This window comes from Pseudomonas sp. fls2-241-R2A-110, assembly GCF_030209165.1.
In the GTDB taxonomy this organism is placed as follows: Bacteria; Pseudomonadota; Gammaproteobacteria; order Pseudomonadales; family Pseudomonadaceae; genus Aquipseudomonas.
On record NZ_JARVSN010000033.1, the window covers coordinates 1 to 22,497 of the forward strand.

Genomic DNA, 22,497 nt, shown 5'->3' on the forward strand with positions numbered 1-22,497 from the left:
GAACCAATAGCCGCCGTTACCCCAAAAACGGATATGTCCCCAACCCCAACCCCAAAGTGAACAGCATCAAGCCCCACTTCCGCTTTTTGACCGCAGTCGGTTGCCGTCCCAAACAAAGCTGACTAACATGTCAAAAAATTCATCCTATGATTGGATGAAAGGGCGAATTCCATGTCAGACATTTCACCATTAGTTAAGCGATCCCTGGTCGATCAAGCGCTCGACCTGCTGCGCCGGCGCATCAATGAAGGCATTTGGCAGGTCGGCCAGCGCTTGCCCACCGAGCCAGAGCTGTCCGCCGAGTTGGGCATCAGCCGCAACACCGTGCGTGAAGCCATGCGCGTGCTGGCGTTTTCCGGTTTGATCGAAATCCGCCAGGGCGACGGCAGTTACCTGCGGGCAGTGGTCGATCCGCTCGATACCCTGAAAGCCTTGTCCCGTTGCTCCCATGAGCAGGCCCGTGAGACTCGGCACATCCTTGAGGTCGAAGCCATCGGGCTCGCCGCGCTACGCAGAACCGATGAAGACCTGATGGCGTTGCGTGAAGCGCTGGGCGTCAGTGGCAGCCATTACCACGGCGATCTCGACAGCTACATCGCCTGCGACCTGATGTTTCACCGCCGCCTGGTGGACGCCGCGCACAACCCGGCCCTCAGCGAGCTGTATCGCTATTTCTCCAGCATCATCGGCGCGCAGTTGCGCCAGACGCTGAACATCACGCCTCGACGCCAAGAGGTGTTCGACCTTCATATCGAACTGCTTGATGCCGTCGAACAACGCGACCCTGAACGGGCCAAAGCCCTGTCGAGGCAGTTGATCAATGAACCTTGAAACCGAGAACTCCATGTCCAGCCGCAACAGCAACATCACAACGCCCAAGCGAACAGCGGAGCTCGAAGAGCTGCTGATCGACGCCGAGGCCGATGACGAAGCGGTCCAGCAAAGCCACCCGATACTGCGCCGTCCGTGGCTGTTGCTATTGGGGTTGATTCTGGTGGCGCTGAACCTGCGCCCGGCGCTGTCGAGCATGGCGCCGATGCTCAGCGAGGTCTCGAAGACTCTTGGTCTATCGGCAGCCCAGGCCGGTTTGCTGACGACATTGCCCGTGCTGTGTCTTGGCTTGTTTGCTCCGCTGGCACCCGTGCTCGCGCGGCGTTTTAGCGCCGAGCGAGTGGTGCTGGGGATTCTGTTGATGCTGGCCGGCGGGATCATCCTGCGCAGTTCGTTCGGTGAAATCGGCCTGTTTGCCGGCAGTGTCTTAGCGGGCGCCAGCATCGGTGTCATCGGCGTTTTGTTACCGGGTATCGTCAAGCGCGATTTCCCGAAACAGGCCGGGGCCATGACCGGTGTCTACACCATGGCGCTGTGCCTGGGGGCCGCGATGGCGGCAGGCGCGACGGTGCCGCTGAGTGAGCATTTCGACAAGAGCTGGGCTCTGGGTCTCGGATTCTGGGTGGTGCCAGCGTTGGTCGCGGCGATTTTCTGGTTGCCACAAGTCGGTCAAAAACACGGTTCACATAACGTTGCGTACCGGGTTCGCGGCTTGTTGCGAGATCCGCTGGCCTGGCAAGTGACGCTTTATATGGGCCTGCAATCGTCGCTGGCCTACATCGTGTTCGGCTGGTTGCCGTCGATCCTGATCGGTCGCGGCCTGACCCCGACGCAGGCGGGCCTGGTGCTGTCGGGATCGGTCATCATCCAGCTCGCCAGTTCACTGGCGGCGCCTTGGCTGGCGACGCGCGGCAAGGATCAACGGCTGGCGATTGTGGTGGTCATGCTGCTCACGCTCGGTGGTCTGTTCGGTTGCCTCTACGCACCGATCGAAGGGCTGTGGGGCTGGGCGATTCTGCTCGGTCTGGGGCAGGGTGGTACGTTCAGCCTGGCGCTGACCCTGATTGTGCTGCGCTCGCGCGATTCCCATGTCGCGGCCAACCTGTCGAGCATGGCTCAGGGCTTTGGCTATACGCTGGCATCGATGGGGCCATTCGCGGTCGGTATCGTGCATGACTGGACCGGAGGCTGGACGGCGCTGGGCTGGATCTTCGGCGTCATCGGTCTCGGCGCAATCATCGCTGGCCTCGGTGCCGGGCGCTCGTTGTACGTTCAGGTCGAAAGCGAAAGAATCTGACCTGCGCGCACTGTCCGTATTCGGCCCACGAATGCCGATAGTGTTCCTCGCATTTGTTGACTATCGTGCAGGCAATCCTGCAAACGTTCGGAGCTTGCCCATGAGTGATGCCCACAGCGCATTGATCACCCGTTTCTACCAAGCCTTCCAGCGGCTGGATGCCGAGGCCATGAGCGCCTGCTATACCGATGACGTGGTGTTCAGTGATCCGGCGTTCGGCGAGCTTCGCGGTCGTGATGCCGGTGACATGTGGCGCATGCTCACCACCCGGGCGAAAGATTTTTCGCTGACCTTTGATAATGTGCGAGCCGATGAGCGCACCGGCGGCGCGCATTGGGTGGCGACGTACCTGTTCAGCCAGACCGGCAACATCGTGGTCAACGACATTCAGGCGCGCTTCGTGTTTCGCGACGGCAAGATCTGCGAGCACCACGACAGCTTCGATATGTGGGCCTGGTCCCGGCAAGCGCTGGGGTTCAAGGGGTTGCTGTTGGGCTGGACGCCAGCGGTGAGAAACGCCGTTCGCGCTCAGGCCTTGAAGGGGCTGAAGGCATTCCAGGCCAGTCGCTGATAAGATCGCGGCTTGTTTCCTTTCAAGCCTTGATCGTCACGTGAACACCCTCAGCGAAATCCCTGTCGATGCCGATGCGCCGGTGAACAAACCCTGGTTCGTCTACCTCGTTCGCGCCGCCAATGGTTCGCTCTACTGCGGGATCAGCGATGATCCCGTGCGTCGATTCGCGACTCACCAGAGCGGCAAGGGCGCGCGGTTTTTCCTCTCCAGCCCGGCCGTGGCCTTGGTCTACACCGAGGCCTGCCGTGACAAAAGCGAAGCGTTGCGCCAGGAACGCTTGATCAAAAAACTCAAGAAAAGCGCCAAGGAATGCCTGGTCGCGAGCGCGGCTTCGGGCTTATCAACCTGACTGATAAGTGCCCATCAGGCAGATCTGTAGGCTGCCTGCCGATTGCGCGCTAAGCTGCGGATTCCCTATCCGTGCGGCGGAGCCGAGCATGTCCGAGCTGATTCTTCACCATTACCCGACGTCCCCTTTCGCTGAAAAGGCCCGCCTGCTGCTGGGCTTCAAGGGCCTGTCCTGGCGGTCGGTAAAGATCCCGCCGGTGATGCCCAAACCCGACCTGACCGCATTGACTGGCGGTTACCGCAAAACGCCTGTGCTGCAAATTGGCGCGGATATTTATTGCGACACGTCGTTGATCGCCCGTCGACTGGATCAGGAAAAAGCCCTGCCGGCGTTCTTCCCCGAAGGTCAGGAAATGCTTGCCGCGACCTTCGCTGCCTGGGCCGATTCGGTGGTCTTCCAGCACGCGGTGAGCCTGGTGTTTCAGCCGGAATCGATCGCTGTACGCTTCGGCCATTTATCATCTGAGGCGATCAAAGCGTTCATTGCCGATCGCGCCGGATTGTTCAGCGGCGGTAGCGCTACGAGGTTGTCCGCCGAGCAAGCCAGGCATCAATGGCCAACCCTCATGGGGCGTCTTGAGCAGCAACTTCAGCGTGAGGAGGGCGACTTCCTGTTTGGCGAGCCGTCAATCGCTGACTTTGCCCTGGCTCATCCATTGTGGTTCCTCAAAGCCACGCACGTGACAGCCCCCTTGGTTGATGCGTATCCAGCGGTGTCGGCGTGGTTCGGGCGTGTGATGGGGTTCGGGCACGGCGCGTTCAGCGAGATGACTTGCGAGGAAGCATTGGCCGTGGCGCGCAATGCCACGCCAGCTGCGTTGCCGGATGAGCAATTTGATGAGCCGAATGGTTTTGAAGTGGGTCAACACGTGGTGATTGCAGCCACCGATTACGGCGTTGACCCGGTGGCTGGAGAGCTGTTGTTTGCAGGCCGCGAGGAATTGATTGTGCGCCGTGAAGACGAGCGCTGCGGCGTGGTGCATGTGCACTTTCCGCGTTTTGGCTTCCGCATCGAAAAACACTGACGAACCAATTTGGGAGCGAGCCTGCTCGCGATAGCGGTGTGTCAGTCACGATAATATTGAATGTGCCGCCGCCATCGCGAGCAGGCTCGCTCCCACAGTGTTATTTCAGTGCGGCGAGAATTTCGTCCGGGTCATAGCCGCGAATCAACGTGCCATTCACATCGATCAGCGGAATCCCGCGCCCGCCAAGCGCTTCATAGGCCTTGCGTGCCTCGGCGTCCTTCTCGATGTCGAATTCCTTGTACGGAATGCCTTTCTGATCGAGAAAACGCCGGGTCAGTTTGCAGTAGCCACACCAGTCGGTGGCGTAGAGCACGACGTTGGCCTTGGCCTGGGTCTGCTCGGACACAGCCTGCGAAGGATGGAACACCCGTTCGATCTTGCCCCAGTTCTGATAGACCACGACCACCAGCAGGATCAGCAGGCATTTCTTCAGTACGCCGCCCAACATCAGTTGCGTCGCTTGAGCTGATCGGTCAACTGCGTCGGCAAGCCTTTGATGATCAGCGTGCCGGCTTCTTCGTCGTATTCGATCTTCGAGCCCAGCAGGTGCGCTTCGAAGCTGATAGACAGGCCTTCAGCGCGTCCGGTGAAGCGACGGAACTGGTTCAAGGTGCGCTTATCCGCCGGGATCTCCGGGGACAAGCCGTAATCCTTGTTGCGGATGTGATCGTAGAAAGCCTTCGGGCGTTCTTCGTCGATCAATTCCGAGAGTTCTTCCAGACCCATGGGCTCGCCGAGCTTGGCCTGGCTGCTGGCGTAATCGACCAGGGTCTTGGTCTTTTCGCGAGCCGACTCTTCCGGCAAGTCTTCGCTTTCCACGAAATCGCTGAACGCTTTCAGCAGTGTGCGGGTTTCACCGGGGCCGTCGACCCCTTCCTGGCACCCGATAAAGTCCCGGAAATACTCTGAAACCTTTTTCCCGTTCTTGCCTTTGATGAACGAAATGTATTGCTTGGACTGCTTATTGTTCTGCCACTCGGACACGTTGATCCGTGCCGCCAGGTGCAACTGGCCCAGGTCGAGGTGCCGGGACGGCGTCACGTCCAGCTCATCGGTCACAGCAACGCCTTCACTGTGGTGCAGCAGTGCGATCGCGAGGTAGTCGGTCATGCCCTGTTGGTAGTGTGCAAACAGCACGTGGCCGCCCACAGAGAGGTTCGACTCTTCCATCAGCTTTTGCAGATGCTCGACCGCCACCCGACTGAAGGCGGTGAAATCCTTGCCGCCCTCGAAGTATTCCTTCAGCCAGCCACTGAACGGGTGCGCGCCGGATTCGGCGTGGAAGAAACCCCAGGCCTTGCCTTGTTTGGCGTTATAGCTTTCGTTGAGATCGGCAAGCATGTTCTCGATGGCGCTCGACTCGGCCAGCTCCGAATCGCGAGCATGGAGAACTGCAGGTGTGCCGTCGGGTTTTTTGTCGATCAGGTGGACGATGCAATGACGGATCGGCATGGGCTTCTCGGCTGATTGAAGAGAGGAGGGCGTGCTCCCCCAAAAAGTGCCAAGTGTACCGCAACCACTGGTTTTGGCGCGGCGCGAAGGGCAATTCGCAGGTGTCCAGCGACCCTTATGCAGTTTTTTGCTGTTTTAGAGCAATAAAGCTGACCAAATGGGTAGCTAGAGGCGGATATTTCCCCGTCTCTGTGCTAGTTTTGCCCCGTCTTACGCGAAGTCACTGCGTTAAGCGTGCATTCAGCATTTGTCAGGTCGAACCAAACCCTGATTTCGGTATCTATAACCCCGATCCCGTGGTTATTGGCCGAGGGTGCCAGATCCAGAAGATCGGGCTCGATGGCTGACACTGCACTCTGCAATCCATATGAATTTGATAGGGAAGGAACACTACATGGCTCTTACTAAAGACCAACTGATCGCCGACATCGCTGAAGCTATCGACGCGCCAAAAACCACCGCGCGTAACGCTCTGGACCAACTGGGCCAAATCGTTGCCGATCAGCTGGAAAACGGCGGCGAAATCACTTTGCCAGGTATCGGCAAACTGAAAGTGACTGAGCGTCCTGCCCGTACCGGCCGTAACCCTTCGACTGGCGCTGCCATCGAAATCGCGGCCAAGAAAGTTATCAAGCTGGTTGTGGCCAAAGGCCTGACCGACGCTGTTAACAAGTAAGACTTGTTAAAAAAAACCGTGCTCCGGAGCAATCCGGGCACGGTTTTTTTGTGCCTGCGATTCAGTGATTGACCCGCCAACCCTATGTGGGAGCGAGCCTGCGCGCTCCCACCGTTGATCTGCTGTGGTCAGTTACTCAGCTTTTTTTAACCCAGCGCTCGCGCCACACTTGTTGCTCGGACTTGGTCTGGAACGTCCAGGCGACGAAGCGGCTTTGCTTCTGGCCCTGAGACATTTCCACCACCTGGCTTTCCAGCACGCCGGCCTTTTTCAGCGCGGTCTGGATGGCTGGCAGGTTTGAGGCTTTCGACACCAGGGTGCTGAACCACAGCACTTTGTGCTGGAAGTGCGCGCTCTCGGCGATCAACTGCGTAACAAAGCGTGCTTCGCCACCCTCACACCACAGTTCTGCCGATTGGCCACCAAAATTCAGCACCGGCAGTTTGCGTTTCGGGTCGGCGCGGCCCAGTGCGCGCCATTTACGCTCACTGCCTTTGGTCGCTTCATCCATCGAAGCGTGGAACGGCGGGTTGCACATGGTCAGGTCAAAGCGTTCGCCGGGTTCAAGCAGGCCCAACAAGATGTGCTTGGGATTGCTTTGCTGGCGCAACTGGATGGCTTTGTTCAAACCGTTGGATTGCACGATGGCTTTGGCGGCGGCGACGGCTGTCGGGTCGATTTCCGAGCCGAGGAAGTGCCAGCGGTAATCGCTATAGCCGATCAACGGATAGACGCAGTTGGCGCCCATGCCAATGTCGAGGACCTTGACCGGTGCGCCGCGCGGGATTTCGCCGTCGTTGACGCTGGCCAACAAGTCGGCAAGGAAGTGCACGTAGTCGGCACGGCCCGGAACCGGTGGGCACAGGTAATCGGCCGGGATGTCCCAGTGGGCAATGCCATAAAACGACTTGAGCAACGCCCGGTTGAACACACGCACCGCGTCGGGGCTGGCGAAATCGATACTTTCCTTGCCGTACGGGTTGATGATCACGAACTTCGCCAGTTCCGGCGTGGTTTTGATCAGCGCCGGGAAGTCGTAGCGACCCTGGTGGCGATTGCGCGGATGCAGGCTGGCCTTTTCACGCGGTTCCACGGCTTTGGCCGGGGTGGCGGTGACAGGCTTCTTGCGCGCAGGTTTCGGTGTGCGGGGGGCGTTCATGGGTGTGGTCGATTCGGGTATGGCTAAAAGTGGCGGGTATTGTCCCACATCCTGCCGTTGTGAACCCAATTGTGACAAACACCACATTCCCCCTGTAGGAGTGAGCCTGCTCGCGATGGCTGCGTGTCAGGTAACGATGATGTCGGCTGATGGACCGCCATCGCGAGCAGGCTCACTCCTACAGGGGGGTATTCGGCGTATGAAGGAATGTGGCCGGCATAAAAAAGGGAGGCCGCATGGGCCTCCCTGTTTCAATGCGATGTGCCGTTACAAACTGGCAATCCGCGCATGTTGCTCGGCCAACTTGCCCAAGGCCTGTTCGGCCTCAGCCAGTTTGGCGCGTTCCTTGTCGATGACTTCGGCCGGGGCCTTGTCAACGAACGCTGCGTTGGACAGCTTGCCGCCCACGCGTTGCACTTCGCCTTGCAGGCGCAGGATTTCCTTGTCCAGGCGTGCCAGTTCGGCGTCTTTGTCGATCAGGCCGGCCATCGGCACCAGCACTTCCATCTCGCCAACCAGTGCGGTGGCGGACAGCGGTGCTTCTTCGCCGGCAGCCAGAACAGTGATCGACTCGAGTTTGGCCAGTTTCTTCAGCAGGGCGTCGTTCTCGGTGAGGCGACGCTGATCTTCGGCACTGACGTTTTTCAGGAACAGGGTCAGGGGCTTGCCCGGGCCGATGTTCATTTCGCCACGAATGTTACGGGTGCCGAGCATCAGGCCCTTGAGCCATTCGATGTCGTCTTCGGCCGCCGGGTCGATGCGCGCTTCGTTGGCCACAGGCCAAGGTTGCAGCATGATCGTCTTGCCTTCGATACCAGCCAGCGGCGCGAGGCGCTGCCAGATTTCTTCGGTGATGAATGGCATGAACGGGTGCGCCAGGCGCAGTGCGACTTCCAGCACCCGAACCAGCGTGCGACGGGTGCCACGCTGACGCTCTACCGGGGCATTTTCGTCCCACAGCACAGGCTTGGAGAGCTCCAGGTACCAGTCGCAATACTGGTTCCAGATGAACTCGTACAAGGCTTGCGCCGCCAGGTCGAAGCGGAACTGGTCAAGTTGACGGGTCACTTCGGCTTCGGTGCGTTGCAGCTGCGAAATGATCCAGCGATCCGCCAGGGACAGCTCGTACGCCTCGCCGTTCTGGCCGCAGTCTTCGCCCTTGTCCAGAACATAACGCGCGGCGTTCCAGATCTTGTTGCAGAAGTTGCGATAGCCTTCGACGCGGCCCATGTCGAACTTGATGTCGCGGCCGGTGGAGGCCAGCGAGCAGAAGGTGAAGCGCAGCGCGTCGGTGCCATAGCTGGCAATGCCGTCAGCGAACTCGTCGCGGGTCTGCTTCTCGATCTTCTTCGCCAGTTTCGGCTGCATCAGGCCGGAGGTGCGTTTCTGCACCAGCTCTTCCAGCTCGATGCCGTCGATGATGTCCAGCGGGTCCAGGACGTTGCCCTTGGACTTGGACATTTTCTGGCCCTGGCCATCACGTACCAGACCGTGAACATAAACGGTCTTGAACGGAACCTGAGGCGTGCCGTCTTCGTTTTTCACCAAATGCATGGTGAGCATGATCATCCGGGCAACCCAGAAGAAAATGATGTCGAAGCCGGTCACCAGCACGTCGGTGGAGTGGAATTTCTTCAGGAATTCAGTCTGCTCTGGCCAGCCGAGCGTGGAGAACGTCCACAGCCCCGAACTGAACCAGGTGTCGAGAACGTCGTTGTCCTGTTGCAGCGCGACGTCCGGGCCAAGGTTGTTCTTGGCGCGCACTTCGGCTTCGTCGCGACCGACATAGACTTTGCCCGACTCGTCATACCAGGCCGGGATCCGGTGGCCCCACCACAGCTGACGGCTGATGCACCAGTCCTGGATGTCACGCATCCACGAGAAGTACATGTTTTCATACTGTTTTGGCACGAACTGGATGCGTCCGTCTTCAACGGCCGCAATCGCAGGCTCGGCCAATGGTTTGGTCGACACGTACCACTGGTCGGTCAGCCAAGGCTCGATGATGGTGCCGGAGCGGTCGCCTTTCGGTACTTTCAGGGCGTGATCATCAACGCTGACCAGCAGGCCGGCGGCGTCAAACGCAGAAACGATCTGCTTGCGTGCTTCGAAGCGGTCCAGACCGGCGTATTCGGCTGGCAGCTTGCCGTCGATGCTTTCGTTCAGCTTGCCGTCGAGGTTGAACACCTGGGCGGCCGGCAGGACATGGGCGTTCTTGTCGAAGATGTTCAGCAGCGGCAGGTTATGGCGCTTGCCGACTTCATAGTCGTTGAAATCGTGGGCCGGGGTGATTTTCACGCAGCCGGTGCCGAACTCTGGATCGCAGTAATCGTCGGCGATGATCGGGATGCGACGGCCGACCAGCGGCAGCTCGACAAACTTGCCGATCAGGGCTTTGTAGCGTTCATCGTTCGGGTTCACGGCGACGGCGGCGTCGCCGAGCATGGTTTCCGGGCGAGTGGTCGCGACGATCAGGTAATCCTTGCCTTCAGCGGTCTTGGCGCCGTCGGCCAGCGGGTATTTCAGGTTCCACAGGAAACCTTTCTCGTCGTGGTTTTCCACTTCGAGGTCGGAAATCGCCGTGTGCAACTTGGTATCCCAGTTGACCAGGCGCTTGCCGCGATAGATCAGGCCATCTTCGTGCAAACGAACGAAGGCTTCTTTCACCGCTTCCGAAAGGCCGTCATCCATAGTGAAGCGCTCACGGCTCCAGTCCACGGATGAGCCGAGGCGACGGATTTGACGGCTGATGTTACCGCCGGACTGATCCTTCCATTCCCAGACCTTCTCAAGGAACTGCTCGCGGCCCAGGTCGTGACGATTCTGGCCCTGGGCTTCAAGTTGACGCTCCACCAGCATTTGCGTGGCGATACCGGCGTGGTCGGTGCCCGGCTGCCACAGGGTGTTGCGACCCTGCATGCGACGGAAGCGGATCAGGGCGTCCATGATCGCGTTGTTGAAGCCGTGACCCATGTGCAGGCTGCCGGTGACGTTCGGCGGCGGGATCATGATGGTGTAGGACTCGCCCGCGCCTTGCGGGGCGAAGTAGTTCTCAGACTCCCAGGTGTTGTACCAGGAAGTTTCAATGGCGTGCGGCTGGTAGGTCTTATCCATGCGCGGCGGGACCCTATTGGCATTTATTCAGGAAAAGCCGGTAAGTATAGCGGGGCATGGGGCGCAGGGCGAGCGAGCAGGTGCCGAGCTGATCGTCAAAAACTATGTCTATCGAATAGGGGCGGCGTTGCTTGTGTGGCGAAGGAGCGCCTGAGCATTTTTAATACTTCAGTTTTTGAGGCGAAGGCTGGCGTGGTGTGTTTGGTTATAAGTAATTTCTTGTTGAGTTCATATGGATCTATTTAACTGTTATTTCTGACAGTTGCTGAAGGCTGTGATGAGTATTAGTGTTGAAGGTGATCAGGTTGTTAATTGCAACTTTGATTGTGCTAGTCTTTCAACTAAATAATATTTTATATAGGGAATCTCGATATGAAACGGATGTTAATGGTCGCCGTCTGTATGGTGTTCACTGCAAATGCGTTTGCTGTCACACTTACAGGTATTCCGGAAGTGGATCAGGTGCTTCAAAACCGCAGTGTAGAGTTCTATCCGACTGAGGCTACATGGCGTGAAGAAACAAGGTTGCCGAGTGAAATAGGTCCAACCAATAACTTTGTTATTGTTGGTAATAATTCATCAAAAAGTACGTACATTACTGGTGATAGGTTTTCGCGGCTTGAAGTCAAGCCGGGATATACTGCGACAGTTGTATATGATCGTGATCAAAAAAAATGGGTAACCGCGAGAAATGAAAAACAACCAGACGGTATGGGGCATGTGTCGCCGCCTGGGCAGTAGTCATCGTTCTTGTCTTGGGCTACCGTGTAAAATAATTAGTCTAGCCCGGAAATAGGTTTTCCCTATTTCGCCCCGACACCCGACACCCGCGTCGGGTGTTTTATATTTCAGAGACTGTCGCGCTGCCTTCTCGCCGCTTAACTTTGATACTGGCTGAGCAACCGCTCCATCCGCGCATCAAGCCGGCGCTTGATCTCGGTTTCGATGTGCGGGGCGAAGTCGTCGATCACGTCTTGCATGATCAATAGCGCAGCGGCACGCAGTTCGCTGTCCAGGTGCAGCAGCGCGTCGGGGCCTTTGCTGGCAGCCGTCGGCGGTGCAGCGGCCGGGGCGGGCGGTGGTGTCGGTGCGACCGGCTGCGGCGCAGGGCCGGCAGGTTCGAACAACATGGGAATCTGTTCCTGATCGCCGTCGATGACCGTGTCGGTCAGCAACGGTGGTTGCAGGTTGTCGTCGCCAAGCAGTTGGCGGATCGACTCAAGGTCGTCCAACAGGTGCGTGGACTTTTGTTGCGGTTTCGGAGTGTCCATCGGAATGCTCAGAGTCGCTGTAAACGGTGATCTTGCAGAGGATAGCCCTGTTCACGGTAGAAACGGAAACTCTCCCGCGCAGCCGCACGAATCGTCGGATCTTCCACCACCACTTCCGCCACACGGGCAAATTTGTTGGCAAAGGCCGGCACTTTCAGGTCAAGGTTGACCAGCAGGTCCTGATGCGGACCGCAGTCATCGCCCAGTCCCAGAACAATCAAGCTATCCGGTTCGCTTTCGGCGGGGCCGTGGGGCACAAAGCTTTCGCCCTTGAAGGCCCACAACCGTGCATCGAGGTCATCACGCTGGGCGGCATCGCTGCAATGCAGGTAGATGCGGTGGCCCATGCGCCAGGCCTTTTCGGTGAGCTTGCAGGCGAAATCCAGCCGCGCCGACGGGTCGGCGCTGGGCAGGATATAGAAGTCGACTTTGGTCATTGCGGTTCCTGAGCCTCAGGCGGCGTCACCGGAAAGTGGCGCCGCTTGAGGTCATCGGTTTCAGGCTTTGGCGCGGTCCAGCAGGTATTGGGTCAGCAGGGGAACCGGACGGCCAGTGGCGCCCTTGTCCTTGCCGCCGCTGGTCCATGCGGTGCCGGCGATGTCCAGGTGCGCCCAGTTCAGGTTCTTGGTGAAACGTGACAGGAAGCAGGCTGCGGTGATGGTGCCGGCTTTCGGGCCGCCAATGTTGGCGATGTCGGCGAACGGGCTGTCCAGCTGTTCTTGATACTCATCGAACAGCGGCAATTGCCAGGCACGGTCGTCGGCAGCCTTGCCGGCGCTCAGCAGTTGGCCGATCAGTTCGTCGTTGTTGCCCAGCAGGCCGGACGTGTGAGCGCCCAGCGCGACGACGCAAGCGCCGGTCAGGGTCGCGATGTCGATCACGGCTTGCGGCTTGAAGCGTTCGGAGTAGGTCAGGGCATCGCACAGCACCAGGCGGCCTTCGGCGTCGGTGTTGAGGATCTCCACGGTCTGGCCACTCATGGTGGTGACGATGTCGCCTGGACGCGAAGCGTTGCCGCTCGGCATGTTCTCTGCGCACGCCAGGATGCAGACCAGGTTGATCGGCAGTTTCAGTTCGAGCACGGCACGCAGGGTGCCGAACACGCTGGCTGCGCCGCCCATGTCGTACTTCATCTCATCCATGCCGGCGCCCGGTTTCAGGCTGATGCCGCCAGTGTCAAAGGTGATGCCCTTGCCGACCAGTGCGTACGGTTTCTCGGATTTCTTGCCGCCGTTGTATTGCATGACGATCAAGCGCGGTGGCTGGGCGCTGCCCTGGCCGACGGCGTAGAACGAGCCCATGCCCAGGTCCTTGATCTTCTTCTCATCGAGGACTTCGACTTTCAGGCTTTTGAATTCCTTGCCCAGGTTCTTGGCCTGTTCGCCGAGGAACGTCGGGTGGCAGATGTTCGGTGGCAGGTTGCCCAGGTTGCGGGTGAAGGCCATGCCGTTGGCGATGGCGGTAGCGTGGGCCACGGCGCGTTCGACTTCAGCCTGTGCCGCCTTGATGGTCACCAAGGTGATTTTCTTCAGGGCGCGCGGCTCGGCTTTCTGGCTCTTGAACTGATCGAATGTGTATTCGCCGTCCACCAGGGTTTCGGCCAGCAGGCGGGTCTTGCCGTAGCTGTCGCGGCCTTTGACCACGATTTCGTCCAGCGCCAGCACGGCATCGCTGCCGCCCAGGCCTTTGAGGGTATTAAGAATGCCAGCGACGATTTTACGGAACGGGCGGTCGCCCAGTTCTTCGTCCTTGCCCACGCCCACCAGCAAAACGCGCTCGGCTTTCAGGTTGGGCAGGCTGTGCAGCAACAGGCTCTGACCGACTTTGCCAGCCAGATCGCCGCGCTTGAGTACAGCGCTGATGGCGCCGCCGCTCAGGTCGTCGAGTTGTTTTGCAGCGGCGCTGAGCTTGCGGCCTTCGCCGACGGCGACCACCAGAGTGGCGGTCTTCAACGTTTCTGGGCTAACGCTTTTTACAACCAGTTCCATGTCCGGGTCCCTGAATTAATGGTCAACGTGCGCGGGCAAAATGGCGGCGCACAGACGTTTGCTTATAAATAGAAAGACGCAGGTCACGGCCCGCGACAAAGGCCGCAGTTTGAACCTCGCTCCCTGCGCCTGACAACCCTCGGTCGTACGATCTTCAACGCATTAACCGCCTGCTTGAGCGTGCGCAGTGACAGGCGCACCCAATCACAGGATAATGCGCCAACTTTTTCGGCGGCCCTGCCTTGCGGGCTGTCTGATACGTTTGCTTGTTTGGCCGCCTTAGCCTGACAACCCTGGAGTGTCTGGTTTGATTGTCTTCCGTTATCTGTCCCGCGAAGTCCTGTTGACCTTGAGCGCCGTCAGCGCCGTGCTGTTGGTCATCATCATGAGCGGTCGCTTCATCAAATACCTTGCCCAGGCGGCTTCTGGCCTCCTGGATCCGGGCTCGCTGTTCCTGATCATGGGTTTTCGCCTGCCTGGCTTTCTGCAGCTGATCCTGCCTCTGGGCCTGTTTCTCGGGATCCTGCTGGCCTACGGTCGTCTGTACCTCGAAAGCGAAATGACCGTGTTGTCGGCCACCGGCATGAGTCAGCAGCGTCTGTTTGTCATGACCCTGTTTCCGGCGACGCTGGTAGCGCTGATCGTGGCCTGGCTGAGTCTGAGCCTGGCGCCACAAGGTGCCAATCAGTTCCAGCTGCTGTTGAACAAGCAGGACGCGCTGACCGAGTTCGATACCCTGGAGCCTGGGCGATTCCAGGCCCTGCGCGACGGCACCCGGGTGACCTACACCGAGCAGCTGTCGGATGACCGCATCAATCTGGGCGGGGTGTTCATTTCGCAAAAGAACGTCAGTTCCGATGAGAAGGATCGTGGGATTACCGTGCTGGTGGCCGAAAAAGGCCGCCAGGAAATCCGCCCTGACGGCAACCGCTACCTGATTCTCGACAACGGCTATCGCTACGACGGTAACCCGGGGCTGGCTGACTATCGGGCCATCAAGTACGACGAGTACGGCGTATTGCTGCCCAAGCCGGACGTCAGCGACGAAGTCACTGACCGTGACGCCATGACCACCAGTTCCCTGATCGGCAGCGACGACCTGCGCCTTCGTGCCGAACTGCAGTGGCGTCTGTCCCTGCCGCTACTGGTATTCATCGTGAGCCTGATGGCGGTGCCGCTGTCGCGGGTCAATCCGCGTCAGGGCCGTTTTCTCAAGCTGCTGCCGGCGATTCTTCTTTATATGGCTTACCTGAGTATCCTGATTGCCGCTCGCGGTGCCCTCGACAAGGGCAAGACCCCGCCTGCGCTGGGGTTGTGGTGGGTTCACGGGCTTTTCCTGGTCATTGGCCTGGGTTTGCTCTACTGGGAGCCGCTGCGCTTGAAGATGGCAAGTCGCCGCAGCGCGCTGGAGGTGGCCCGTGGTTAAGCTCGATCGCTACATCGGTAGCAGCGTATTCGTAGCCATCCTCGCGGTACTGGGGATCATTCTCGGGCTGGCGACGCTGTTTGCCTTCATCGATGAGATGAGTGAGGTCAGCGACACTTACACCTTGATGGACGTGCTCAGCTACGTCTTGCTGACGGCACCGCGGCGTCTTTACGACATGCTGCCGATGGCGGCGCTGATCGGCTGCCTGATTGGCCTCGGCAGCCTGGCCAGCCACAGTGAGCTGACCATCATGCGCGCCGCCGGTGTGTCGATCGGCCGGATCGTCTGGGCGGTCATGAAGCCGATGCTGGTCTTGATGGTGGTGGGTGTGCTGATCGGCGAATACATCGCGCCGGCCACCGAGGAGACCGCACAGGCCAATCGCTCGCTGGCCCAGGGCAGTGGTGATGCGCAAAGCGCCAAGCATGGCCTGTGGCATCGCCAGGGGGAGGAGTTCATTCACGTCAACTCCGTACAACCCAATGGCCTGCTGTATGGCGTGACCCGTTATCGTTTCGACGATCAACGCCACATGCTGTCCTCAAGCTTCGCCAAACGTGCGGAGTTCGACAAGGATCACTGGCAGCTTACCGATGTCACCACCACGCTGTTTCATGACAAGAGCACCGAAGTGGTCTCCCTGCCGGTCGAACGCTGGGAAATTGCCCTGAGCCCGCAATTGTTGAGCACCGTGGTGATGGTGCCCGAGGCGCTTTCGATTTCCGGGTTGTGGGGTTATATCCATTACCTGGCTGACCAGGGTTTGAGCAACGGTCGTTACTGGCTGGCGTTTTGGGTCAAGGTGTTGCAGCCGCTCGTGACTGCCGCGTTGGTACTGATGGCCATTTCCTTTATCTTTGGTCCGCTGCGGTCGGTGACCCTCGGTCAGCGAGTCTTCACGGGCGTGCTGGTGGGCTTTACCTTCCGCATCGCTCAGGACTTGCTGGGCCCTTCAAGCCTGGTGTTCGGTTTCTCACCGCTGTTCGCGGTGCTGGTCCCGGCCGGTGTCTGTGCCCTGGCCGGTGTCTTTTTGTTGCGTCGAGCTGGCTGATTCGGGGTTTTTCCTGATCTTGCAGGCAAAAAAAACGCCTCGGTCGCAAGACCGGGGCGTTTTTGTAAGCGCCGTCTGACCTGCGAACGTGACGCTTGCGCCGAGGATCAGGTACAATTCCCGGCTATTTTTCGGCGGGCTATGCCTGCAGCCTTTTTGAGTGTTGATCCGTGAGTGATTTGAGTCATATCCGCAATTTCTCCATCATCGCCCACATTGACCATGGCAAGTCGACGCTGGCCGATCGCTTCATCCAGATGTGCGGCGGCCTTGCCGAGCGCGAAATGGAAGCCCAGGTACTGGACTCCATGGACCTGGAACGTGAACGCGGGATCACCATCAAGGCCCACAGCGTCACCCTTTATTACACGGCCCGCGATGGCATCAAGTACCAGCTGAACTTCATTGATACCCCCGGCCACGTTGACTTTACCTACGAAGTCAGCCGGTCGCTGGCGGCTTGTGAAGGCGCATTGCTGGTCGTTGACGCCGGTCAGGGCGTTGAGGCGCAGTCCGTTGCCAACTGCTACACGGCCATCGAGCAGGGCCTTGAAGTCATGCCGGTGCTGAACAAGATCGACCTGCCTCAGGCCGATCCGGACCGCGTCAAGGAAGAAATCGAAAAAATCATCGGCATCGACGCCACCGACGCGGTCGAGTGCAGTGCCAAGACCGGCCTGGGCGTCGACGAAGTGCTCGAGCGCCTGGTTCACACCATTCCTGCGCCGACCGGCAACTACGAAGATCCGCTGCAAGCGTTGATCATCGACTCCTGGTTCGACAACTACCTGGGCGTTGTTTCCCTGGTTCGCGTGCGCCATGGTCGGGTGAAGAAGGGCGACAAGATCCTGGTCAAGTCCACCGGCAAGATCCACCTGGTGGACAGTGTCGGTGTCTTCAACCCGAAACACACTGCCACCGTTGACCTGAAAGCCGGCGAAGTGGGCTTCATCATCGCCGGTATCAAGGACATTCACGGTGCACCGGTCGGTGACACCCTGACCTTGAGCTCGACGCCCGATGTAGACGTGCTGCCAGGCTTCAAACGCATTCAGCCGCAGGTTTACGCCGGTCTGTTCCCGGTCAGCTCCGACGACTTCGAAGATTTCCGTGAAGCCCTGCAAAAGCTCACGCTCAACGACTCGTCCCTGCAGTACACCCCGGAAAGCTCCGACGCCCTGGGCTTCGGCTTCCGTTGCGGGTTCCTCGGCATGCTGCACATGGAAATCATCCAGGAGCGCCTGGAGCGCGAGTACGACCTGGACCTGATCACCACGGCGCCGACAGTAATTTTCGAGCTGTTGCTGAAAACCGGTGAAACGATTTACGTCGATAACCCGTCGAAGCTCCCGGACGTGTCTTCGATCGAAGACATGCGTGAACCGATCGTGCGGGCCAATATTCTTGTGCCGCAAGAGCACCTGGGCAACGTCATTACCCTGTGCATCGAGAAGCGTGGCGTGCAGCACGACATGCTGTTCCTCGGCTCCCAGGTCCAGGTGACCTACGATATTCCGATGAACGAAGTGGTCCTGGACTTCTTCGACCGTCTGAAATCCACCAGTCGCGGCTATGCTTCGCTGGACTACCATTTTGATCGTTACCAATCGGCTAGTCTGGTGAAACTGGATGTGCTGATCAACGGTGACAAGGTCGACGCCCTGGCGCTGATCGTGCACCGTGACAATGCGCACTACAAAGGTCGCCAGTTGACCGAGAAGATGAAAGAACTGATTCCGCGCCAGATGTTCGACGTCGCGATCCAGGCCGCCATTGGCGGTCAGATCATTGCGCGAACCTCTGTCAAGGCACTCAGAAAGAACGTATTGGCCAAATGCTACGGCGGCGACGTCAGCCGCAAGCGCAAGCTGTTGGAAAAGCAAAAGGCCGGTAAGAAACGCATGAAGCAAGTCGGCAACGTGGAAATTCCACAAGAAGCCTTCCTTGCAGTGCTCAGGTTGGATAGTTAGGTCCTATGTCACTAAATTTCCCGCTGTTGCTGGTCATCGCCGTGTTCGTCTGCGGCCTGTTGGCGTTGCTCGATCTGCTTTTTCTGGCGCCGCGTCGGCGTGCTGCCATTGCCTCCTATCAGGGCAGCGTCAGCCAGCCTGATGGGGTGGTCGTCGAGAAACTGAACAAAGAGCCGCTGCTGGTCGAATACGGCAAGTCGTTCTTTCCGGTGCTGTTCATCGTGTTGGTGCTGCGTTCGTTCCTGGTGGAACCGTTCCAGATTCCGTCCGGCTCGATGAAACCGACCCTGGACGTCGGCGACTTCATTTTGGTGAGCAAGTTTTCTTACGGGATCCGCTTGCCGGTGATCGATACGAAAGTCATCGAAGTGGGTAATCCGCAGCGCGGCGATGTGATGGTGTTCCGCTATCCGAGTGATCCGAACGTCAACTACATCAAGCGTGTAGTTGGCCTGCCGGGTGACCAGATTCGCTATACCGCCGACAAGCATCTGTTCGTCAACGGTGAATCGATCGCCGAGCAACTGGTCGGCTCCGAGCCGGGCACGCTGGGCAGTGCCGAGCTCTACAAGGAAAAACTCGGCGCCGCCGAGCACCTGATCCGCAAGGAAATGAGCCGCTACCGCGCGACGCCGGACCATACCTGGACCGTGCCTGCCGGGCACTACTTCATGATGGGCGACAACCGCGACAACTCCAACGACAGTCGCTACTGGGATGATCCGAGCATTCCCAAGGATCTGCTGGGCATGGTTCCCGACAAGAATATCGTCGGCAAGGCCTTCGCAGTCTGGATGAGCTGGCCGGAACCCAAACTCAGTCACCTGCCGAATTTCTCGCGGGTTGGCCTGATCAAGTAATCACAACGGCGCTGTTGAACACAGCGCCGAATGCATTTCTGGAGTCGGCACAATCGGCGGCAGAAGCATGAAAACAACGATATTCAGGACGTTATTTTTGAACACAGCGTTAATTGTCCCAAGCCTGCGCCGTCTTTCGGCCAAGGCAGTGGAATCCAGCCACGAACTCAGCGTGGGTAAACCGTGAGCGTTTCTTTAAGCCGTCTAGAGCGTCAGCTCGGCTACACCTTCAAGGATCAGGAACTGATGGTCCTGGCCCTGACCCACCGCAGCTTTGCCGGGCGCAACAACGAACGCCTGGAATTCCTCGGTGATGCCATCCTCAACTTCGTTGCCGGCGAAGCGCTGTTCGATCGCTTCCCGCTGGCCCGCGAAGGCCAGTTGTCGCGTTTGCGCGCCCGTCTGGTGAAAGGCGAGACGCTGGCCGTACTGGCCCGCGGTTTCGACCTCGGCGACTACCTGCGCCTGGGCTCGGGTGAGTTGAAAAGTGGCGGTTTCCGTCGCGAGTCGATTCTGGCCGATGCCCTGGAAGCATTGATTGGTGCGATCTACCTGGACGCAGGCATGGACATGGCGCGCGAGCGCGTGCTGGCCTGGCTGGCCGGTGAGTTCGAAGGCCTGACGCTGGTCGATACCAACAAAGATCCAAAGACCCGCCTGCAGGAATTCCTGCAATCGCGTGGTTGTGAGCTGCCGCGTTACGAAGTGGTGGATATACAGGGTGAGCCGCATTGCCGGACGTTCTTCGTCGAATGTGAAATCACCTTACTGAATGAAAAAAGCCGAGGTCAGGGTGTGAGTCGTCGTATTGCCGAACAGGTAGCGGCCGCTGCAGCACTGATTGCCCTGGGCGTGGAGAATGGCCATGACTGATTCAACCGCAACACGCTGTGGCTATGTTGCCATCGTCGGCCGTCCGAACGTGGGCAAGTCCACGCTGCTGAACCACATTCTGGGTCAGAAACTGGCGATCACCTCGCGCAAGCCGCAAACCACCCGCCACAACATGCTGGGCATCAAGACCGAAGGCGCCGTGCAGGCGATCTACGTCGACACCCCGGGCATGCACAAGGGCGGCGAAAAGGCCCTGAACCGCTACATGAACAAGACCGCTTCGGCGGCGTTGAAAGACGTCGACGTGGTGATCTTCGTGGTTGATCGCACCAAGTGGACCGATGAAGACCAAATGGTCCTCGAACGCGTCCAGTACGTGACCGGCCCGCTGATCGTGGCGCTGAACAAGACCGATCGCATCGAAGATAAAGCTGAGCTGATGCCGCACCTGACCTGGTTGCAGGAACAGCTGCCGAACGCGCAGATCATGCCGATTTCGGCCCAGCACGGGCATAACCTGGAAACCCTGGAGCGCGTGATTGCTGGTTACTTGCCGGAAAACGATCACTTCTTCCCGGAAGACCAGATCACTGACCGCAGCAGCCGCTTCCTCGCCGCTGAACTGGTGCGCGAGAAAATCATGCGCCAGATGGGCGCCGAGCTGCCGTACCAGATCACCGTCGAAATCGAAGAGTTCAAGCAGCAGGGCAAAACCCTGCACATCCACGCGCTGATCCTCGTCGAACGTGACGGCCAGAAGAAAATCATCATCGGCGACAAGGGCGAGCGTATCAAACGCATCGGCACCGAGGCGCGCAAGGACATGGAGCTGCTGTTCGACTCCAAGATCATGCTCAACCTTTGGGTCAAAGTGAAAGGCGGTTGGTCCGACGACGAGCGAGCCCTGCGTTCGCTGGGTTACGGCGACCTGTAACACCCGGTTCGAGATACACCGGAGAAACCTGTGGGAGCGAGCTTGCTCGCGATGAGGGCCTGAAATTCAACATCCATGTTGACTGAAAGCCCGCAATCGCGAGCAAGCTCGCTCCCACATTGGTTTCAGGTCGTTTATAAGATCGCGTTCCTCTATTGAGAACCCTGACTTCCATGTCTCAAGCCCCCATTGGCCAGCCGGCCTACGTCCTCCACTCCCGTGCTTACCGCGAAACCAGCGCGCTGGTGGATTTCCTCACGCCGCAAGGTCGGCTGCGGGCGGTGTTGCGCAGCGCACGAGGCAAGGCTGGAACGTTGGCGCGGCCGTTCGTGCCGCTGGAAGTCGAATTCCGCGGTCGTGGCGAGTTGAAGAACGTCGGGCGCATGGAAAGCGCCGGTGTTTCAACCTGGCTCAATGGCGAGGCGCTGTTCAGCGGTCTCTATCTCAATGAGCTGTTGATTCGCCTGTTGCCCTCCGAAGACCCGCACCCTGCGGTGTTCGATCACTACGCCGCGACCCTGCTGGCCCTGGCTGAAGGACGTCCGTTGGAGCCATTGCTGCGCTCCTTCGAATGGCGCCTGCTGGATGACCTCGGTTACGGCTTTGCGCTGAACACCGACATCCATGGCGAGCCCATCGCCCCGGACGGCCTATACCGTCTGCAAGTGGACGCCGGCCTGGAGCAGGTCTACTTGCTCCAGCCCGGTCTGTTCAACGGCACCGAACTGTTGGCCATGGCCGACGCCGACTGGTCGGCACCAGGTGCGTTGTCCGCTGCCAAGCGCCTGATGCGTCAGGCACTGGCCGTGCATCTGGGCGGTCGACCGTTGGTTTCCAGAGAGTTGTTTCGAAAGCCGTAAATTCTCCCTGTATGCTGTGCACCGAACTTTCCCCTCTTCAGGAGCGCTTCCGTGACCACCAGCAATCGCATTCTTCTTGGCGTGAACATCGACCACGTTGCCACCCTGCGTCAGGCCCGGGGCACACGCTATCCGGACCCGGTCAAGGCCGCACTGGACGCGGAAGAGGCGGGCGCTGACGGCATCACCGTGCATTTGCGTGAAGATCGCCGGCACATCCAGGAGCGCGACGTGTTGTTGCTCAAGGACGTGCTGCAAACCCGCATGAATTTCGAAATGGGCGTCACCGAAGAAATGATGGTGTTCGCTGAACGTATTCGTCCGGCGCACATTTGCCTGGTCCCGGAAACCCGTCAGGAACTGACCACCGAAGGTGGCCTGGACGTCGCGGGTCAGGAAGCGCGGATCAAGGCGGCGGTGGATCGGTTGGCGAAAATCGGTTGTGAAGTATCGCTGTTCATCGACGCGGACGAGCGGCAGATCGAAGCGTCACGTCGTGTCGGCGCCCCTGCCATCGAATTGCACACCGGCCGTTACGCCGATGCCGAAACGCCCACCGAAGTGGCTGAAGAGCTCAAGCGTGTCGCTGATGGTGTGGCCTTTGGTTTGGCCCAGGGTTTGATCGTCAACGCCGGTCACGGTCTGCACTATCACAACGTTGAAGCGGTGGCCGCAATCAAGGGCATCAACGAATTGAACATCGGCCACGCGCTGGTGGCCCATGCGCTGTTTGTCGGGTTCAAGTCGGCAGTGTCGGAAATGAAAGCTCTGATCCTGGCCGCCGCCGCCGCAAAAGCCTAAAAGCCAAACTCAAAAAGCTG

22 protein-coding genes are annotated in these 22,497 nt (G+C 59.0%); 15 read left to right on the forward strand and 7 right to left on the reverse strand.

Annotation, left to right across the window (positions count from 1 at the left end):
• The first annotated feature begins 171 nt into the window (after positions 1-171).
• The 5 genes from QRN31_RS25955 to QRN31_RS25975 all read left to right on the forward strand — a co-directional run bounded on the left by QRN31_RS25955 (position 172) and on the right by QRN31_RS25975 (position 4,075).
• The gene (locus QRN31_RS25955) at positions 172-831 is read left to right on the forward strand and encodes a FadR/GntR family transcriptional regulator (RefSeq protein ID WP_285435452.1); all 660 of its coding nucleotides are present in this window, start codon (positions 172-174) and stop codon (positions 829-831) included.
• Entirely contained in the window at positions 821-2,128 is a 1,308-nt protein-coding gene (locus QRN31_RS25960) for a CynX/NimT family MFS transporter (RefSeq protein ID WP_285435453.1), read from the forward strand. Before QRN31_RS25955 ends, QRN31_RS25960 begins: the two co-directional genes overlap by 11 nt.
• Before the next feature lie 100 nt (positions 2,129-2,228).
• Complete coding sequence (locus QRN31_RS25965; RefSeq protein ID WP_208669886.1) at positions 2,229-2,699, forward strand: nuclear transport factor 2 family protein; 471 nt, start codon at positions 2,229-2,231, stop codon at positions 2,697-2,699.
• A gap of 40 nt (positions 2,700-2,739) precedes the next feature.
• Positions 2,740-3,051, forward strand: a complete 312-nt coding sequence (locus QRN31_RS25970) for a GIY-YIG nuclease family protein (protein ID WP_285435454.1) — start codon at positions 2,740-2,742, stop codon at positions 3,049-3,051.
• Positions 3,052-3,139: 88 nt separating this feature from the next.
• Positions 3,140-4,075: a glutathione S-transferase family protein gene (locus QRN31_RS25975; protein ID WP_285435456.1), complete on the forward strand. Its 936-nt coding sequence runs from the start codon at positions 3,140-3,142 to the stop codon at positions 4,073-4,075.
• A 100-nt stretch (positions 4,076-4,175) separates the two neighbouring features.
• Here QRN31_RS25975 and QRN31_RS25980 read toward each other — a convergent pair whose 3' ends face one another.
• Positions 4,176-4,526, reverse strand: a complete 351-nt coding sequence (locus QRN31_RS25980; RefSeq protein WP_285435458.1) for a glutaredoxin family protein — start codon at positions 4,524-4,526, stop codon at positions 4,176-4,178.
• Entirely contained in the window at positions 4,526-5,530 is a 1,005-nt protein-coding gene (gene yejK / locus QRN31_RS25985) for a nucleoid-associated protein YejK (RefSeq protein ID WP_285435459.1), read from the reverse strand. The genes QRN31_RS25980 and yejK overlap by 1 nt, the downstream gene beginning before the upstream one ends.
• 394 nt (positions 5,531-5,924) lie before the next feature.
• Between yejK and QRN31_RS25990 the strand changes: the two genes are divergently transcribed.
• A complete protein-coding gene (locus QRN31_RS25990; protein ID WP_007905514.1) occupies positions 5,925-6,206 on the forward strand; it encodes an HU family DNA-binding protein in 282 nt (93 codons plus the stop codon).
• A gap of 136 nt (positions 6,207-6,342) precedes the next feature.
• Here QRN31_RS25990 and rlmF read toward each other — a convergent pair whose 3' ends face one another.
• Together rlmF and QRN31_RS26000 are read right to left on the reverse strand one after the other, a co-directional pair.
• Positions 6,343-7,365 (reverse strand): 23S rRNA (adenine(1618)-N(6))-methyltransferase RlmF, encoded by a 1,023-nt coding sequence (rlmF, locus tag QRN31_RS25995; protein WP_222589883.1) that lies wholly within the window; start codon positions 7,363-7,365, stop codon positions 6,343-6,345.
• 267 nt (positions 7,366-7,632) lie between these two features.
• A complete protein-coding gene (locus QRN31_RS26000; protein ID WP_285435461.1) occupies positions 7,633-10,479 on the reverse strand; it encodes a valine--tRNA ligase in 2,847 nt (948 codons plus the stop codon).
• A gap of 372 nt (positions 10,480-10,851) precedes the next feature.
• On the opposite strand from QRN31_RS26000, the gene QRN31_RS26005 reads away from it, so the two are divergent.
• Complete coding sequence (locus QRN31_RS26005; protein ID WP_285435462.1) at positions 10,852-11,220, forward strand: hypothetical protein; 369 nt, start codon at positions 10,852-10,854, stop codon at positions 11,218-11,220.
• Between the two features lie 137 nt (positions 11,221-11,357).
• On the opposite strand, the gene QRN31_RS26010 is transcribed toward QRN31_RS26005, so the two are convergent.
• The 3 genes from QRN31_RS26010 to QRN31_RS26020 are packed head-to-tail and all read right to left on the reverse strand — an operon-like array spanning position 11,358 to position 13,738.
• Positions 11,358-11,750 (reverse strand): DNA polymerase III subunit chi, encoded by a 393-nt coding sequence (locus tag QRN31_RS26010; RefSeq protein ID WP_285435463.1) that lies wholly within the window; start codon positions 11,748-11,750, stop codon positions 11,358-11,360.
• An 8-nt stretch (positions 11,751-11,758) separates the two neighbouring features.
• Positions 11,759-12,187 carry a DNA polymerase III subunit chi gene (locus tag QRN31_RS26015; RefSeq protein WP_208669876.1) on the reverse strand — a complete coding sequence of 143 codons (429 nt, stop codon included), beginning with the start codon at positions 12,185-12,187 and terminating at the stop codon, positions 11,759-11,761.
• 60 nt (positions 12,188-12,247) lie between these two features.
• Entirely contained in the window at positions 12,248-13,738 is a 1,491-nt protein-coding gene (locus tag QRN31_RS26020) for a leucyl aminopeptidase (protein WP_285435465.1), read from the reverse strand.
• A 307-nt stretch (positions 13,739-14,045) separates the two neighbouring features.
• Between QRN31_RS26020 and lptF the strand changes: the two genes are divergently transcribed.
• The 8 genes from lptF to pdxJ all read left to right on the forward strand — a co-directional run bounded on the left by lptF (position 14,046) and on the right by pdxJ (position 22,477).
• Positions 14,046-15,164 (forward strand): LPS export ABC transporter permease LptF, encoded by a 1,119-nt coding sequence (lptF, locus tag QRN31_RS26025; protein WP_285435467.1) that lies wholly within the window; start codon positions 14,046-14,048, stop codon positions 15,162-15,164.
• Positions 15,157-16,218 carry an LPS export ABC transporter permease LptG gene (gene lptG / locus QRN31_RS26030; protein WP_285435469.1) on the forward strand — a complete coding sequence of 354 codons (1,062 nt, stop codon included), beginning with the start codon at positions 15,157-15,159 and terminating at the stop codon, positions 16,216-16,218. Before lptF ends, lptG begins: the two co-directional genes overlap by 8 nt.
• Positions 16,219-16,388: 170 nt before the next feature.
• On the forward strand, positions 16,389-18,188 hold the full coding sequence (gene lepA, locus QRN31_RS26035; protein ID WP_090188076.1) for a translation elongation factor 4: 1,800 nt from the start codon (positions 16,389-16,391) through the stop codon (positions 18,186-18,188).
• 5 nt (positions 18,189-18,193) lie between these two features.
• Positions 18,194-19,048 (forward strand): signal peptidase I, encoded by an 855-nt coding sequence (gene lepB, locus QRN31_RS26040; RefSeq protein ID WP_222589890.1) that lies wholly within the window; start codon positions 18,194-18,196, stop codon positions 19,046-19,048.
• A gap of 183 nt (positions 19,049-19,231) precedes the next feature.
• Positions 19,232-19,921 carry a ribonuclease III gene (rnc, locus tag QRN31_RS26045; RefSeq protein WP_059403405.1) on the forward strand — a complete coding sequence of 230 codons (690 nt, stop codon included), beginning with the start codon at positions 19,232-19,234 and terminating at the stop codon, positions 19,919-19,921.
• Positions 19,914-20,816, forward strand: a complete 903-nt coding sequence (era, locus tag QRN31_RS26050; RefSeq protein WP_008151577.1) for a GTPase Era — start codon at positions 19,914-19,916, stop codon at positions 20,814-20,816. Before rnc ends, era begins: the two co-directional genes overlap by 8 nt.
• 173 nt (positions 20,817-20,989) lie before the next feature.
• Entirely contained in the window at positions 20,990-21,676 is a 687-nt protein-coding gene (recO, locus tag QRN31_RS26055; RefSeq protein ID WP_285435470.1) for a DNA repair protein RecO, read from the forward strand.
• 51 nt (positions 21,677-21,727) lie between these two features.
• Entirely contained in the window at positions 21,728-22,477 is a 750-nt protein-coding gene (gene pdxJ, locus QRN31_RS26060) for a pyridoxine 5'-phosphate synthase (protein WP_285435471.1), read from the forward strand.
• The last annotated feature ends 20 nt before the right edge of the window (positions 22,478-22,497 follow it).